Source organism: Anaerobranca gottschalkii DSM 13577 (assembly GCF_900111575.1).
Lineage (GTDB): Bacteria > Bacillota > Proteinivoracia > Proteinivoracales > Proteinivoracaceae > Anaerobranca > Anaerobranca gottschalkii.
The window spans coordinates 16,480-33,170 of record NZ_FOIF01000009.1; the positions used below are offsets into that span (position 1 = coordinate 16,480).

The 16,691-nt window shown below is 30.8% G+C and carries 16 protein-coding genes; all 16 read right to left on the bottom strand.

Annotation, left to right across the window (positions count from 1 at the left end; all coding sequences use genetic code 11):
• Positions 1-6: 6 nt before the first annotated feature.
• Positions 7-543: a ribosome hibernation-promoting factor, HPF/YfiA family gene (gene hpf, locus BMX60_RS04105; RefSeq protein WP_091349467.1), complete on the bottom strand. Its 537-nt coding sequence runs from the start codon at positions 541-543 to the stop codon at positions 7-9.
• 123 nt (positions 544-666) lie between these two features.
• On the bottom strand, positions 667-1,050 hold the full coding sequence (gene fliS / locus BMX60_RS04110; protein ID WP_091349468.1) for a flagellar export chaperone FliS: 384 nt from the start codon (positions 1,048-1,050) through the stop codon (positions 667-669).
• An 85-nt stretch (positions 1,051-1,135) separates the two neighbouring features.
• Positions 1,136-1,702, bottom strand: coding sequence for a hypothetical protein (locus tag BMX60_RS04115; RefSeq protein WP_091349470.1), 567 nt, complete (start codon positions 1,700-1,702; stop codon positions 1,136-1,138).
• A gap of 124 nt (positions 1,703-1,826) precedes the next feature.
• On the bottom strand, positions 1,827-2,030 hold the full coding sequence (locus BMX60_RS04120; RefSeq protein WP_177159693.1) for an SH3 domain-containing protein: 204 nt from the start codon (positions 2,028-2,030) through the stop codon (positions 1,827-1,829).
• Complete coding sequence (locus tag BMX60_RS04125; protein ID WP_091349473.1) at positions 1,975-2,223, bottom strand: hypothetical protein; 249 nt, start codon at positions 2,221-2,223, stop codon at positions 1,975-1,977. The genes BMX60_RS04120 and BMX60_RS04125 overlap by 56 nt, the downstream gene beginning before the upstream one ends.
• Before the next feature lie 118 nt (positions 2,224-2,341).
• Positions 2,342-3,652 (bottom strand): TIGR02679 domain-containing protein, encoded by a 1,311-nt coding sequence (locus BMX60_RS04130; protein WP_091349475.1) that lies wholly within the window; start codon positions 3,650-3,652, stop codon positions 2,342-2,344.
• 18 nt (positions 3,653-3,670) lie between these two features.
• Positions 3,671-7,705, bottom strand: coding sequence for an SbcC/MukB-like Walker B domain-containing protein (locus BMX60_RS04135; RefSeq protein ID WP_207648390.1), 4,035 nt, complete (start codon positions 7,703-7,705; stop codon positions 3,671-3,673).
• Positions 7,706-7,724: 19 nt separating this feature from the next.
• Entirely contained in the window at positions 7,725-8,855 is a 1,131-nt protein-coding gene (locus BMX60_RS04140; protein ID WP_177159694.1) for a TIGR02678 family protein, read from the bottom strand.
• A gap of 22 nt (positions 8,856-8,877) precedes the next feature.
• Positions 8,878-10,350 (bottom strand): TIGR02677 family protein, encoded by a 1,473-nt coding sequence (locus tag BMX60_RS04145; RefSeq protein WP_091349481.1) that lies wholly within the window; start codon positions 10,348-10,350, stop codon positions 8,878-8,880.
• A gap of 12 nt (positions 10,351-10,362) precedes the next feature.
• Positions 10,363-12,021, bottom strand: coding sequence for an ABC transporter permease (locus BMX60_RS04150; RefSeq protein ID WP_091349482.1), 1,659 nt, complete (start codon positions 12,019-12,021; stop codon positions 10,363-10,365).
• Positions 12,022-12,038: 17 nt separating this feature from the next.
• Positions 12,039-12,773: an ABC transporter ATP-binding protein gene (locus tag BMX60_RS04155; protein ID WP_091349484.1), complete on the bottom strand. Its 735-nt coding sequence runs from the start codon at positions 12,771-12,773 to the stop codon at positions 12,039-12,041.
• Positions 12,774-12,913: 140 nt separating this feature from the next.
• Complete coding sequence (locus BMX60_RS04160; RefSeq protein WP_278276542.1) at positions 12,914-13,144, bottom strand: nucleotidyltransferase substrate binding protein; 231 nt, start codon at positions 13,142-13,144, stop codon at positions 12,914-12,916.
• Positions 13,145-13,319: 175 nt separating this feature from the next.
• Positions 13,320-13,997: a tryptophan-rich sensory protein gene (locus tag BMX60_RS04165; RefSeq protein WP_207648391.1), complete on the bottom strand. Its 678-nt coding sequence runs from the start codon at positions 13,995-13,997 to the stop codon at positions 13,320-13,322.
• 354 nt (positions 13,998-14,351) lie between these two features.
• The gene (locus BMX60_RS04170; RefSeq protein WP_242945705.1) at positions 14,352-15,053 is read right to left on the bottom strand and encodes an ImmA/IrrE family metallo-endopeptidase; all 702 of its coding nucleotides are present in this window, start codon (positions 15,051-15,053) and stop codon (positions 14,352-14,354) included.
• A 13-nt stretch (positions 15,054-15,066) separates the two neighbouring features.
• Positions 15,067-15,381: a helix-turn-helix domain-containing protein gene (locus BMX60_RS04175; RefSeq protein ID WP_341422928.1), complete on the bottom strand. Its 315-nt coding sequence runs from the start codon at positions 15,379-15,381 to the stop codon at positions 15,067-15,069.
• A 458-nt stretch (positions 15,382-15,839) separates the two neighbouring features.
• A complete protein-coding gene (locus tag BMX60_RS12010; RefSeq protein ID WP_177159695.1) occupies positions 15,840-16,010 on the bottom strand; it encodes a hypothetical protein in 171 nt (56 codons plus the stop codon).
• Positions 16,011-16,691: the final 681 nt, after the last annotated feature.

A 16,691-nucleotide genomic window follows, 5' to 3' on the forward strand; every position in this document is an offset into this window, starting at 1 on the left:
CAGTTTTTAATATTGAGGCTCAATTAAGCCATAATCCCCATTTTTCCTACGATATACTACGTTAATATCGTCGGTTTCACCATTTACAAAAACGAAGAAATCGTGGCCTAATAAATCCATCTGTAAAATAGCCTCATCTACAACCATGGGTTTCATATTAAATTTTTTCACCCTGACAACCTTTGGTTCATCTAAATCTTCTTCCACTTTTATAGTAGAATCTCCCATAAAGTCTTTAATACTTTCTTGACGGGCTTTTCTGTTTACCCGGGTTTTATATTTCCTAGTTTGCCTTTCTAACTTTTCTATTACCATGTCTATAGAGGCATACATATCTTGTGATTCTTCCTCTGCCCTTAACAATAATCCACCGTTTAGTAACACCGTCACCTCTACGATATGGGAATCTTTTGTTACACTTAAAGTAACTTGAGCTTCTGTATTTTCATCAAAATACTTTTCTAGCTTGCCAATCCTCTTTTCTACATGTTGCCTTAATCCTTCTGTTACTGGAATGTTTTTTCCCCTTGTGATAATCTTCATAGATACCTCAACTCCTTTTGTTAGGTGTTAATTAATAATATTCCCCATTAATTCGAAAAATCCTTCTATTCTTTACAAAATAAAAGGATTTTTCTAAAATATTTTATTCTTCTTTTATAATTTTTAATCCAATTTCTTTTTACTTTGATCTAACATTTCTTTCCATGTATCTCTAAGACCAGTGATAATAGATAGTCCTTCTTTTATCTCCCTTTGATCATATTTAGCACTGCCTGTTATTAACCTATGTATTACAAAATCATATAAAGAGCTCAAGTTTTTTGTAATCTCTCCACCCTCTGGCTTTAAATTTACCATTAACTCAGTTACTATATCCAGTGCTTTATCAATTTTTTGGCGAAACTCTTGTTTCTCCCCTTTATCTAGATGCTCCAACCCATTGTTAATATTTTTGATTGCACCATTGTATAACATTAAAACCAGTTCCCCCGGTGAAGCAGTTTGAATTTGAGTTTGTCGGTATTGTTGATATGGATTGTTAAGCATTTTTACCCCTCCAGTTTTTCTATTATAAAATCATTATACTCTATATATCGGTTGTATGGAAGTAAACTTAATAAGATTTTAATTTTTAATACCTAAAATCATCTTCCATGATGTTTTTGATCATTTCTAGTTTCGCAGATTTATAAAGTTCTTTCCCCACCCCTTTTACAAAGGGATTTACGTAATTAAACTGCCATTCTCGGTAAGCTAAATTGGCAAATAAAATTGTATTGCGAATAGTTCTCTCCCGTTGAATAGTATCTATTTTCTTGCCGTCAACAAGAATGATTTGGGCAAACTTGTCCTTTTCCAAAACATCCTCAATACAAAAGTAGTTAAAATAACCAGTAGCGCAATCCCGAGGTACAACGGGCTTTCTAACCCTAATAGGAACAAACAATAATTCAGGATTCAAGGGCAATGGCACAGTATTTCTAATATTCAATTTAAGTCTGACAAATTTTTTTAATCCCCCCAAATCAACGGCTAAAAGGGCAGCTAAGTCAGCTACTATTTTTTTACTATCCCGTTTATCTAACAATACTTCACCTTTTTTTAAGTGAATTTGACTGGCAATTCCCCTACCTGGTAAATAAATTGGGATAATCGCTGCAATTTCCCTTATTATCTTCCCTAAGTCGTTCTTCTTCATTTTTTTCCTCCTCCCTTATCTCACACACAGCTTATTTTTAATCTTTATAATATATTTTAATCGAACATATGTTCTATTGCAAGGGAAAAATAAAAATCTTCCCCTTTTAGGAAGACTTTTTATTTTAACGTTGATCAGATAAATAATTACCGTGTACATAGGCTACCCTGCCTAGATAGTCAACCCTATACCAACCATTGTTAACTTGACCGGTAATTATTACTTCTTGTCCTGGACTAAAACTACCAACCCTTTCACTATCTGTTGTAGCATCAGCCCTGACGTTTAAAGAGACAGTGGATTTGAGGCATTTCTTCCTCTTCTTCATTTTCTTCATCTATATCATCTGTTTCATCTTCAACAATATCTCCTTTATTCCTTTCAATTGATGGAGGTTCTAAGTGATATTGCCCTGGTTTTACCCTACTACTTTGTACCCATTTTTGATTACCAATAACTATCCCTATTAAGGTGAATACAAGAAATATAATTAAAAAAATCGTAAGTTTAGGACGCTCCACAAATATATCCCTCCAAAACTTAGTAAATAATACTAAACATAATATACTTTATTTCGACAAAGATCTGGATAATCCTTTAAAAAAAAGAAAAAAGACCTCAAAAAAGGTCTAAAAAAGTCTAACTTCCCTTTAAAATATGGATAATATCTTTTACATAATCTTCTATTAATAGTTCTTGATAACCACAATATCCCTTATCCAACATTTCTTTAACCAATGGAGCCAATTCCTTAGAAGTAATTCCCTCTAACTTTTTCCGTCTATTATCGTCATACTTATTGTTTGATATAGAAATTCTATAATTATCTATATCATATCTCCAAAAGACCAGTTTTTCTCCATATCTCTTTTTCAATTTTTCTGCTATTTGTAAGCCCTCTGGATCAAAATCCCCTGCATAATATATCCTTTCAAGATTTGCCACCCCTTTATCTAAAAAGACCAAAGATGCTAATTTTAATTGACCAGATGAACATAATAGTGAGGGTTTAACCTTTTGAGTTTTTACAAAAACTTCACTAAAAACGGAAGGATTTTCAAATACAAAAATAACTTTATTTTGACAATAGATTTCTTCTATCGAAGATAAATTCCAAAGGTTAAGGTGGATAGGTTCGTTATTTTCTACAAAACCGGCTATCCCATGGTGTATTCCATAGGCAGTAATAGCTTGTATGTTCCCACAAACTGTGTAATTTGAAATTTCATCCTTTAGCAATCCAAAACAATACAACAATTCCTTTTTTTCTTCACTATTTTCTGGGAAGGGGACACCCTTAAAATATCCCAAACCATATAGGAGCAATTGGCCTCCCAAAGTATTTTCATCGAAAAAATGGGGATCCTTTGTCAACTTAGAAGAAAAAATCGCCAACCTTTCTAAGCTTCTAAAGTCATGCAAATAATTTAGTCCTTCTATTACTTTTTCTAAAACAATGGTTAAATTGTTCTTATCCCCTTCATATTCCTTTATTATCCTTTGATAACCATAGCCTTTATTTTCTAAGGCTTTAGCCAACCAGTTTCCTCCAGGGGTTTGGGAAAATTTGTCTAAAATCCCTTGAAAAAACCCCTCCTTTTCCTCTAGTTTAAGCCTCTGAATTTCCTTTTTTGTCTGCAAATTATTGTTAAAATACAATTTTAATACTCTCTCAAAATTACAATTACTAAATCTTGTATTACTAAAAACCTTTAAAAACTTCTTAACAGATATTTTAGCGTCTTTAACATCTAAATACTTAATATCTATTTTACACAATAGGTCCTTTTCTTCTTCATTAAGATTATTTAAATAGATACTGCCACCAACTACACCTAAAGACTGATATCTATTTCTTATCTCCTCCATAAATCTAGAATACCTTTTATGATTATTCCGTAAAAAATCCGCCATTTCTTGCTCTAGATCAAGTATTTTTTCTTCATCCATTTAAATCACCTATCATTTTTATAGATTTTTAAGTTCCAATTGGTTTCCTCTCCAAAGGTAATGGGTAACACAAACATATTCAGAGTTATCTGGCCTCTCTATCTGGGCAATAGCTAAATTATCAACAGTATCATAAGTTCCCCATAAAACCTGGGAATTTAAAACATAATCTAATTCCATTTCCTTCAATACCCTGAACATATCCCTAATATTTTCTTCATCTACACCAGCAAAGGCTTCATCTAGTGCCACAATCCTCGGGCAATCCTTTTTAGCCATATCATAACGGGAATAAACAGCAGTAAACAAAGGTACATACATTGCCATCGCCTTTTCTCCACCACTTAATTGATAAAAGGCATTGTTGGTCAGTTCCTTTTCCCTCTCTCCTTCTTTACTACTATAAAGTTTAAATTCATACCACTTCCGGTAATCTAAAATTTCTTTGATAACTGTAAAATAATTTTTCCTTTCACCTTCTTCACTTTCCCGTAGAATTTCCCTTACCCTCGATGAAAAGTGTTTTGACAGGTGTTCAATATCTTTCTGTTCAACTACTTCTTTTTCCAAAATTTCAATCAACCGTTTTGTATCTAACTGAAATTCATTATCAGCCCTTTTAGGTACCCATTTTAAACTTAATTTTAAAGTACTAGAAGTATTCATAGAATCCATAATCCCATTCATTTTTTTAATCCAATTCTTCGATTGACGGATTTTAGCACTAACCTTACGGGAAACGGTTTTAATTAAAATCTCTCTAAAAAATTCCTTCTCTTTATCTTCCAAAAGTAATTTATTTTCTTCTAATTCTTCACTTATCCTTTCTTTCAACAAAAATAGATCTACTTCTTTACCATCAACCCTAAAGCGATAATCCATCCTCTCAGCATCAAAATACAGTTGTTGATATTTAAAATATTGAGAATCTTCGTCAGCTTCTTTGTGGAAAAATTCTATTTTGGTAAGTTTAGGGAAATAATCCCGTAAAACTCCATTATACCTCGAAAAACTTCCATAGAGATTGCTTTCATAATCATTTTTAGATTTTTTAGCAGTAAATTCAAAATTCCTTTCAATTTCCTCTGCTAAATTGTGTATATCTTTGAACCTTTCCTTAGAAAAAATATATCCTAACTCCACTTCTTTTGCGAAAATATCCCGATAAACTTCTAGGATTTTCTCTTCATTGTTCATTTTTACTTTTATCTCTTCAATCCGCCTATAATTATTTTTAACCCTTTCTTCTAACCCGGCAATTTCCCTAGTATACTTTTCAATTTCACTAGGATTTCTTTCTTTTATTTTATAGCACCTGTCTAGTTCTTCTTGTACCTCTTCATAACCTAATTCCCTTAACCGCTCCTCACAAGCCTGTTTTCTGTTTTCCCTATCTTTAATAAACCTGTTTTTTCTATCTAACTCCCCTAAAATCCTGTCTATATCCTCTTCTAAACCCCTTATAGTTTCTTCAGCCATAACTAATAAATCCTCTAAAACCTCTTTATTATTAACTAAAGATTCTAAGCGATTTAAAGCAGAGATATATCTTTCTATTCCCTGTTCTCCCCGAAGATATCCTTCATAGTTTTTTTCTAGTGCTAATCCTTCTGTAGCGGTGTATACTTCTTTTTTAACTTCTTCCAATTCACTTAACAACACTTCTTTTTCTGCCAAAACCTTAGTTAGTTCCCTTTGCAAGTCCCTTAATGCTGCCGTTGCTTCATCGACAATCTCCATTCCTTTTAAAATATCAAGACTTGAAGGGTAATTTTTTAATTCTCTCTCTATCCTTTCTATTTCATATTTTAAAGTCCTGATTTTTTCTTCTTCTTCCAAAATCAATCCTTTTATTTTATCTATTTCCCCTTTTAATAAAGAGATTTTCTCTAAACGATATTTTTTCCTAGCAGATTCCCCTATATATTTTACAGAATAATTTTCTGCAACTTTACCTTTAATAATCCCAATTCCATAGTTACCCTTTTCATCTAAATATGTTGTTCCACTTTCATCTAATTGGATGCTCTGTAACACTAAATCGATATCTTCATAAGTTATTTCTCCAATGGCAGTTTGATCAACCTTTAAATATTGGCTTAAGTTATGACTTAAAAAAGCCGGCTGAGGAAACAAATATTTATCCCTTCCCCCTTTATCGGCAGTTAGGATCTCTTCTTTATATTTTTCTGGAATAATTAAAGCATCTAAAAGCCCCATATCCAAAAGGGCTACTTCTATTTTCCCTCGAACTTCTTCACTAACATTGGGAAGAAAATCCACAGCTTTATACAGTGGCAAATATGGTATATTTAGCCTTTCTAAAAGCTCTCTATTTTTTTCGACTTCTTCATCTTTAGGAAATTCTATTTCTTTAGCTTCTTCAAGTTCTTTAATTTTCCTTTGTAATTCAGAAATATTATTCAAAAACTCCTCAATTTTAAGTTTGCATCCTTCTATTTTCCCTTGTCTTACCCCTTTTAACCTATGGTATAGATTTACTACACCATCTTTTAATGTAGCTAAATCATCTCTTCTTTCTAAAGAAAAAACTAAACTAGAAATACTTTGAAATTCTTTGTCATCTAATATCATATATTCATTGTTTCTACTCCATTTAACAACATTTTCTACGTATTCTTCTTTAATAACTGTTAAATATTCTTCAGATTCCCTGACTTTATTTTGGGCACCTTTAACTTCCCTTTCCAGCTTATCTTCTTTTTGTAAAACCTTTTCTAACTCAGCTTTCTTAAGTTTAAATTTTTCTAAAACTTCTTTACCTTTTTTAATCTTATCCCGGTGTTTTTCTGCCCCTTCTCCCATCAATTTTATATTAAGATCTTCTCTAAAAAGTTGATGCCCTCCATAACAACATTCTTCTGCATAATCATCCATCTCTTGAAGAGTTTTATCTATATCTTCAGCTATTAACTGAAATTTAGCAAAATTTTTTTCCCTTTCACCTTCCTTTTCCTTTAATCTACCTTTTTTTGTATCTAATTCATCATTTTTTACTTTTTTCTCCCGATACCCTTCAGCCAACTCAGCCTTTATCTCCTCTAACTCATCCCGAATATTTTTTATATCACTTCGGGAAAACTCCTTTAACTTCTGTTCTGCCAATTCTAATTGATCTTTTAATTCTTGTAATTTTACCCTAGATACCCTTACTTCCCCTTGTTCTTTTTCTACTAATTCCAAAAGATTCCTTTGTTCCTTTTTTATCTTTTCTATTTCCCGATATTTTTCTAAATACTTTTTCCCTTTATCATAAATAATAAACTGATTATATTTTTCATATGGCTCTCCTAAACTTTTTAAAGCCTTTAAAGCTTCCTCTAAATCTTTAATCCGCCCTTGAATATTATCCATATTTTCCATAGCTTCAGACATTGGTCGTAAATCATCTTCAGTCAGCTGCCTCAAGGAGTTTTCTAAAATACCGTAAATAGTAGTTGGTTTAAAGTCCTTAGAAAGTTTAGGGCTACGGATATTAATCAAAAGATCCATTAACTCATCGAAGTTTTCCAGATCACTATAGCCATACAAAAATTCGTTGACTTTCCTTTTATACTCTGTTTGAGATTCTGTATAAAAATCCCCTTCACTTAAACGATTTCTCAGTTCCCTTTTTGTTAAAGGAATTTTTTCATAACCTTTGTCAATATAAAGATAAAAATCCTTTTTCACCCTTTTACCATCGGTAATAATAAAATACCAAGAATCTAATGGTTTACCTTTAACAGCCTTTAATCCCATGCCAAAGGTTAAGTACCTATCCCCTTTTTTAAACTCGGCATAAAGGTAGGCGGTCCTTTCATTTTCCCCTTCTTTCATTAAAAGATAATTTTCTATCCTCCTTGCAGAAGTCCCAAAGGGGTCAATCCTCTCTGGCCGTTTATTACCATCTAAAAGGAGAGGTATAAAACTTTGCATTGTTACCGATTTCCCTGAACCATTGGCACCTCTTAGGAGGAGTTTGCCATTTTCCAATTCAAATTCCTCTTCGTCATAATACCAAAAGTTTACTAAACCCAATTTATTTAACAACCATCTATCCCCCATTTTTCTACTCCTCCTTTTCCAAATAATCTTCAGGATAATCCCCCATTACCTTACCTATCAAAGGTTTTACATAAATTTTATCCCCTGTTTTTTCCAGCATATTAAATCCCTTCATAAACTCTAAGATTTCACTGACCAAATAATCTAGTTTTCCTTCCCGGTATTCTTTACTCCAACCTCTATCTTTATCTTTTTTTAGCCTTTTGATAATCTCCCAAAATTCTTCCTTGTCAATACAAATCCATGAATTTTCAGCTAAAACTAATTCTCCCCTTTTCAATAATTCCAACAATCTTTTGTTTAGAAGTAGTACTATATCGGAAATCCCAGTAGAGTTGGGAAAACTATCTTTAATCCTCTCTCCTTCATCTAATACCACTAAAGCTCCTTCCCTATGAACATGTAACTTCCAATCTAAATACTTTGCCAAATCTTCCTCTATCCTGGATTTATAGTTTTTAATATAACCAAAGTCTTGATCCTCCGACCCGTAATTATACATAACTGGGTTCAATACCAAAGTTCGGTAAACCCTATGTCTACGGAAAATCCCCCGCTGTTCATCTACCGAATCTGGGGCAAAGTTTAGGAGATCCTCTAAATTTTTAGCAAAGGAAATATCTACAGGAAAGGTTCTGACTATATACTTAGAAATTCCGGTATTTTCATAAAGGACCTCTGCCCCTTCACTATCGGCAAAATCCTGTTCTTGTCCGTCAGTCACTTTGATCAGCTTTAAATTTTGGGCAAACTTTAAGACTCTAATCAACGACCTCCTGTTGGAATAGATCGTCCAATCTATCCTTTCTAAATCAAAATTACCGTTAATATAGTCAATTAAACTGGATAAAACAAACTGTTCCTCTTTCCCTTTATCTTCCAAAAACATCAACAGCAGCATCAATAGGCAATAATCTAGTTTTTCTTTAAAATCCCCTATTCCCATCCAAGGTTCTACTCGGCCAGGGAATTTTTCTAATTTAATAAAGTCTTGGTGGATAATTAGATTATAGCCTAATTTTTCTTCCACAAAGGATTTAAAGGACTTATAACTGTCTTTGATGTCATAATATAAATCCCTATTTTCCCCTTTTAAAATTATATAGTTATCTAACAGTGTTTTTAGTAAATTCACCAAAAATTCCTCCACCTTTTACTTAATTAAAAAGTAAGATATAGTTAGGCATTATTAGAATACCGTCTTGACAGTTTAAAGTGATCTTTTCCCCATCTTGTAGCAAGACTTGGTACTCTCTGCCATACTCAGTTTTACTTTTTTTAGTTTTATTGTTATTTGCCCGGGATAGCCATCTTAATAGAGTATTTCTCTGAAAAGGGGTAAGAGTAGGTAAATCTTTAAAAACTATTTTATTATCAACAATTAACTCTTCTATAACCTTTCTTTCCCTTTCCGCCCGTTCCCTTAGTTCCCTTTTTAACTTTTCCTTTTGCTCCCTTTTATCTTCTATCGGGGTTTTTGTTAACCTTTCCCGATATTTTCTAGTCCTTGGTTTTACCACAACCTGATGGGGCTTTTCTTCAAAGATACTGCTATTTATACTTTCCGTTTCCCTAATAGGGTTCCCTAAAATATGGCGGGTAGAAAAAACTCCTATAGTTACTGCCGATAACTTGTGGGCCTCTTCTAAATCCTTACAGTTGTAAAAGAGTTCTAAAAGTTTTCGATACTCCAACTTTCTGTTGGCACCACTGTTTCGCCGCTCTGATATTTGGGAAGCATAGCGGGTTATTTTCATGATTATTTCATTAGTAATATCTAAAATTGTTTCACAATCACTTTTTCTCTCCTCAGTAGATAAAAACCAATTTTGGATACTCTGCCATCTAGCCAAGTTTGTTCTCATAAATTCCCCTTCATCTAGTTTGTAATTTAACCTAGGGATAGTTTTTTCATGTTCTAATACTTTATTTAAAAGGGCTTTTACCTCATCTTCATCTATTTCACTAAATATTTTTTCTAGATAGATAATATTACCTTGTATTCCTTTAATAAACTCTTTCAGGTATTTGATAAAGTCTTTTTTATACGTTATAAATTCCATTGTCTTCATCAATTCCTCTACCTTAGGGGTATAGAAACTTTTGATATAATCTTGATAGTTTTCATTGATCTTTTTAAAGTAATCACTTATTTCATTCCACCAGCTGTAAACCTTTTTAGGGGGAGCCCCTTTGATTTCCAGAAAACTTTCAAGTTTTTTTCTAAAAGTTTCTACCAAATCTGTGTCTAGAGATCCTTTATTTTCCCCTTGAAGTTTCTCTAGTTCTATAATCATCCGCTCAATTTCTATGGTGTATTGAGAGAGCTGGTACTTAAACTGGCGATTTTTAAATTCCTCTAATGTTTTTGCCTTTTTACTGTCCTGCAGGACCTCTAAATTTTTATTTTCCACTAAATAATCTAAGTCGTTTTTAAGATTATCTAAAGTGTAATCTTTAAATTGGGGATATTTTTTTAGTTCATTGTAAATATCCTCTTTATAATGCCAGTACTTATACCGCAAATGGTTATGATACATTATCCGGATAATAGGACGATACCGCCAAGTATTCTCCATCGCCAAATATTTAACTTGTTCTATTTGCTTAAAGACATCACTATTTATCACTAAAACCACCCTTTAAAATTCAATTTTTTCCCAACTTTTTACCCCTATTTTTTTAAACACATAGAAAAACTGAAAAACAATGGTTAATACAGATAGAATAATTATTATAGGTAAACTAAAATATTTACTAATTAACATAAAAACCTTAATTTCACTAAAATATAGGGCAAACATACCCACCGAAAAAAGTAAATATGCTAGTGGAAGTACAAAGGTTATTATTCCACCAATAAATTTATTTTTAGAATAATATTTTTGATAATATAAAACTTCTACACTCTGATATAGTATGCTATAGCCAATTGTTACTATGCATTGGAATATTATAAGCAGTAAAGTAATAATTACAGAAACTTCTAATAATAAAGCTAACACAGTTAAACCTACAGTTAATACAACTAAAGTAGGAATAGAAATCATTATTATACTAGATAATAAAATTTCCTTTGACGATATAGGTAAATACTTCAAAATAGAATACTGATATTTGGCTAGCATAGGATTCAACATTATTTCACTACTAATAAAAGGTACAGCTACACCTGTGTAAACTAGAAATATGCCTAAAAAAATTATTATTTTTAAAGCAAAAATCGGAGTTTCAGAAAAAAATGTTGCACTTACATATATTAATATTAAATATAATACGATAAAGAAAACTCCACCAACCATTATATCGAAATTTTTAGCAGCTCTTATCCATTGATATATTATTAAATTTATTATTTTTGAATTTTTACTATTTTTCCATAGAGTATTTTTATTAAATTTAGTTTTTCTATATTTTTTAGTATTAGAATCCCAACTTTCAACTACAGAGCTATTCAACCAGCCAATATAAAAGGTTTTTTGAGCAACTTTATAACTTATTGCGATGATTACTATTGGAATTATTAATGTGAAAATTAAAGAAACAAAAATTTTGTTGGAAGACCCTATACCTACTAAAACCAACAGCTCACTTCCTGAATAAGCAGGTATAAGATACAATAACTTTTGATTATCCGATAGACTTCTTAATATTTCAACCACCCAACTAGGAATTGTCATATTAAAAAACAAAAATGCAAAAAACCATAACGATAATAATAAATTTCCTATATTAAAAAAGTAACGAAAAATTTTAATAGAAAAATTCTTTATAAAATAAATACCAAATAAAACACCTAGACTAGTTGAAGTTGTAGCTACAGCTAAATATACTATCGGCAATATTAAATAAAATCCTATTCTTACATTCATTGATAATGATAAGGCTAAAATAAAAGGAAAAAAAAATATAGCTTCTTTGCTAACTGTTTTCAAAATATGATTTATCAACTTATAAATTAAAATAATACCCGGTTGTAAAGGAGTAGACATTAAATAATTTAACTCAGGGGATCTATAAAAATTTTGTACCAAGTGGGATAAACTTGAAAAAAATTGAAACATAAAAATTACCATAAAAGTAACAGTAAATAAAACTATAAGTTGGCTTTCAGGAGTATAAGTTAACCAATCTAATCTATCAAAAAGTCTAACATTTATCCATCGAATAATAGCGAAAAAACAAATTGTTATTATAATAAAATACAGTAATGTTTTAATCTTTTGTTTTAAATTTTTGAATAACCTATTATATAACATTAACCATTGAACTTTGTAAAGAGAAATTAAAGTTTTTATCATAATACCCCTCCTTTATACTATTTACTAAATTCTTCTTTTGTTAATTTTACAAATATTTCTTCTAAATTTGTAGCCATTTTACTTTTTTCTTTAAGTTCTGCTAAAGTTCCTTCTGCTACAATTCTACCCTTGGAGATTAAAGCTATACGATCACAAATACTTTCTGCCATTTCTAATACATGAGTTGTTAACAAAACAGCAGTATTTTTCTTATATGCTAAATCTTTAATTAAGTCCTTGGCTTTTTTTGAACTCAATGCATCCAAGCCTAAGGTCGGTTCATCTAATAATAAAATTTTAGGATTATGAACTACCCCTGCCATTAAAGCAATTTTCCTTTTCATCCCCTTAGAATATGTGCCTATTAAGTCATCCTTTTTTTTCTCTAACTCAAAAATGTTAAACAAGTAATCCAATTGTTCCAATCTCTCACTTTCTTTTAACCCATAAATATCTCCAATGAAATTTAAAAACTGCCAACCTGTTAATTTATCATATAAAAACGGCTCATCTGCTACATATCCTAAGTTTTTTTTAGCTTCTACTGGATTTTTTACAATATCATAGTTGCATAAAGTTACTTTCCCTGATGAGGGTAATAATAAACCACTACAGATTTTAATAGTTGTAGTTTTACCTGCACCGTTAGGTCCTAGAAAACCCAAAATTTCTCCTGGTTTTACTTCAAAACTTATACCTCCTACTCCTTCATTATTGCCATAATACTTTACTAAATTTTCAACCTTTAACATCATTACACCTCCAAATAGTTATATCTTGAACTAAAAAAATAATAAACCTTAAGTCCCACACTTAAAGTTATCTCAGTTTTACTTTTTAAGTTACACTCATAGCTTTTTTAATCTTACTAATTTCTTTAAAAGCAATAAAATTATGTAATATAATAATTTACTATTCTTTCTGCTATCTCTTCAGCTATTTCTTCTTTGTAAACATAGGAAGTTAATTTTCTATCATTTAACGTAACTAACCAAATATTTTCATTTATAATAAATTTTGGGACATAAACTTCTTTAATAACTACCTTTTGAGAATTTTTTTCTACAATCCCGATATCCTCTAAATACTCCTTCATGGTTTTCCATCCAAATTTAGTAGCTATTTTTTATTTGTTCAAATACATAGTCTTCCATTTTTATCTCTACCTTCTATACTAAATTAATTTTTATTCTAATATCAGTATAGCTAATTATTATTAAATAAACAATAAATACCTATTAGTTTTTAAAATTTATACCTTTTATTATCACCTTTTAAAGTGTAAACACCTACCCCAATTAAAATAGCAATACAAACAAGGGCTGTGGTGATAACCACTGGATATTGACCAGCAAAACCCTGTTCAGAAAGGTGTTAATTACAATTCCTGTATAAGCCCAAAGAAAAACTAAACCATAAGGAATATCTTTATTCTTAATTACCACTGAGCTACCAATAATTGTACCTACTAATAAAATAATAACCATCCAAGTTCCTTCTGAAAGGCTAAAACCACCCCAACCAATACTCACTAAAAAGATAGTTAAATTTGCTATTGTGGCGACGGTTATCCAACCATAGTAAACACTAAAGGGAAGGCTCACCATCCAATATTCACCGGTTGTTTCTTTAGAAATTCTTATTAAAGACAAGAGTATTATCAACATCGGTATAACGGTCAAGGAAATCAAGTCATAATGCCATAGGAAAATCCATAGTGTATTAGCAAGGGAAGATATTACAAAGTAAAGGCCTATAGTATTAAATTTTTCTTTACTAATTCTAGAAGAATATTTTCCTATTAAGCCTAGTTGATAAATGAGATATACAAATAATAAAAGATAAATGATTCCCCAAATGCTGAAGGTTATCCCTGCCGGGGCAAATAGGTTAGGATAAGAATCAGAAATATCTTCTGTTCTCATTCCATTGATAAGCAAAATATTAGCTAAACTATTAACGATGACCATCAACAAAAAGGTTATTACTGTAAAGATTTTTATTGGCCTTTAAGCTTCTTTTTTAAACACAAACAACCCCCCTTTATTTTTTATTCCTATTTAAGGAAATCCCTGTATATTTATATAATTTCGATAAATTTAAGCAAATTCCTTTATTTTCTAACTTTTTAAATCAATTAATCAAAGAAAAATAACCTTAAGTCGATTCTGACCTAAGGTTATTTCAGTTCATCGGCTATAAAAGATATTTTTTAAAGCTACCTATGTCTTCTACTTTCATTCGGCAAGCCCCTCCACTCCTTTTTTAATTTTACTTTTTAGTTCAAGTAAAAACTCAAAATTATCTTTATGACTGGAAACATCTGGGTTCTATTTTATAACACTTTGGATTTTCTTCTCCAATCCACCTAAACTTATAACATATGAGGGTTTTACCAATTCTGCGTCCAGTTCCAAATCTATAAATTTCTGCACTAAACTCTTAGGCTTGTTGTCAAAATTAGCTAAAATTTTTTCTTTTAAATCTAAATCATTATATTTTGTAACGGCTTCTTCAAATAGTTCTATTAAAACAGCCTTATATGGTGCCTTGAATACATCCATACATTTTATGATTCTATCGATAAAATCTTCATCATCCAATGAATAGTAATAATCATACAGATTGCCAAAAATCATTTTTGCAGCAAAATAGTCTGCTCTTCTCTCATTTAAATCCATATCAACGGCAATATTATGTGTAGCTTCCCTTAAATTAGGATCATAAAATAAATGATATATTTCATGCCATGCTACAAAATATTGATATACACGGGGCTGGGCTGTATTGATAACTGGTATTTTAATACTTCCCTTTGTAATAATAGCACCGCCCCAATACTCATCATCAATAGGAATCTGGATTAAGTGATTCTCTCTTAATACCGAAAAAGACAGCTTATCCTGTCCCATTACCCTAGACTTATTAAATCTGACTATAAAATCATTTATTAATCTTAAAATGTCATCTTTAATCAGGTTATTTTTTTCAACAACCTGCTCAAGGTTATTACTAGTTATTAATTCTGACATAATATCACCATTCTTAATCGTAATACAGTTCACACATATGAACTATATCTTCTAAAATACCAAACATCTTTTGAGCATTGGGTTTCATGGCATGATTTTTTGGCGCATTGTCAGACAATGCAAAAACAAGTTCCTTCTTTGTATTATACTTTGGAACATAGTCAAGTAGTTGTTGTTCATCTATACCCTGATTTTCTAGTATTTTTCTAATATGAGTCTTAAAAGTAGCAAAGCTATCAACTTCTCCCTTGATTAATTTATCTAAAGTAGGTCTTGAAATATTGATAATCCTAGAAAAAGAGACCTTTGTATACCCATTATCTTTAATATTTTCAAAATATTTTCACCTATTAGCTTTCTATTTTCAAATAATAATTCCATACTCATTTTTTACAGATATGTAAAAAAATTTTTACATATCTGTAATATAGGTAATTAAATTCAATATCAGCTCCCTTTTCAAAGAAAAATAACCTTAAGTCGATTCTGACCTAAGGTTATTTAAATTCATCGGCTATAAAATACTTTTGATCAGCTCCAAGGCTGCATAGGGGGATAAAGTTCCAAAATTAAGGCTATCTGGCTGTTGCTCTAAGTTATTAATTTTATTAAAATCAATAAAAATAATTAAAAAATAATTTAAACAAAATTATTTATCAGTCAACACAACTTATGCTATGTTTACTCTGATTGGGTGTAACCCCACACCCTCTATCCCCTCCAAGTATCTCCCATATAATAGAAAACAACCAACACGAAAGCAGATAGAAAATAGGAAAACTTTTCTTAAGAATCCTTAAATTTAAAAACAGGATCATTATCATGGATTAAATATTTGGGAGTTTTTCCAAAGAGAGTAGCATTTCTAAATTGCTGAGTAAGCCAAAACATATTAGGATTTTTAGTTGTAGCGTAATGTATTATTTTTCTAGATCCATGTTCAATTATAATTAACACATAAAGCACATCAAATTTTAAGGTAGGGATAGTAAAAAAATCAGTAGCCCAAGTAACATCAAGTGGTTCTTTAACATAAAATCAAAGCCTACTTCATTTAGATCCCCTTGGCAAAACCCTTATGCTGAAAAGGTTATTGGGATAATTAGGATTTACTAAATTATATTATCCCTTTTAGTGAAAGACATCTAGATTGGTTACTTAACGAATACATTATTATTACAATACAAGTAGAAACCACCAAGGTATAAATGATAATACCCCTATCAGGAAACCTAAGTATATCCCTGTAGGTGCTAAAGAATTAAAAATAAAAACTACCCCTGTTCTTAATGGTTTATATCATGCTTACAAAAGAGTAGCTTAATTCCAGTAAAAAATGACTAATTTCCCCTTTTCCTTTTTTATAAAGGCTTATTTGTCATGCCTTTATTTTTTTGTACCTTAATTTACATGTTTAATTTTCATAAATAATAGATTTTTTGTAAAATTTACTCAAAATTGGGTCAGACAGACTTTTTGCAGGGGACATCATTTTTTTCACCCTTTTTTAGTTTTATTATATCAGATGGTGTTGATGGGTTAAATACCTGTGGAATAGTTTGGTTTTAGAAATATTTTATTTAGTTTGTTTATTGTTTGAGATATTAAAAAAGAGCCAGAGGTATTCTCTGACCCTTT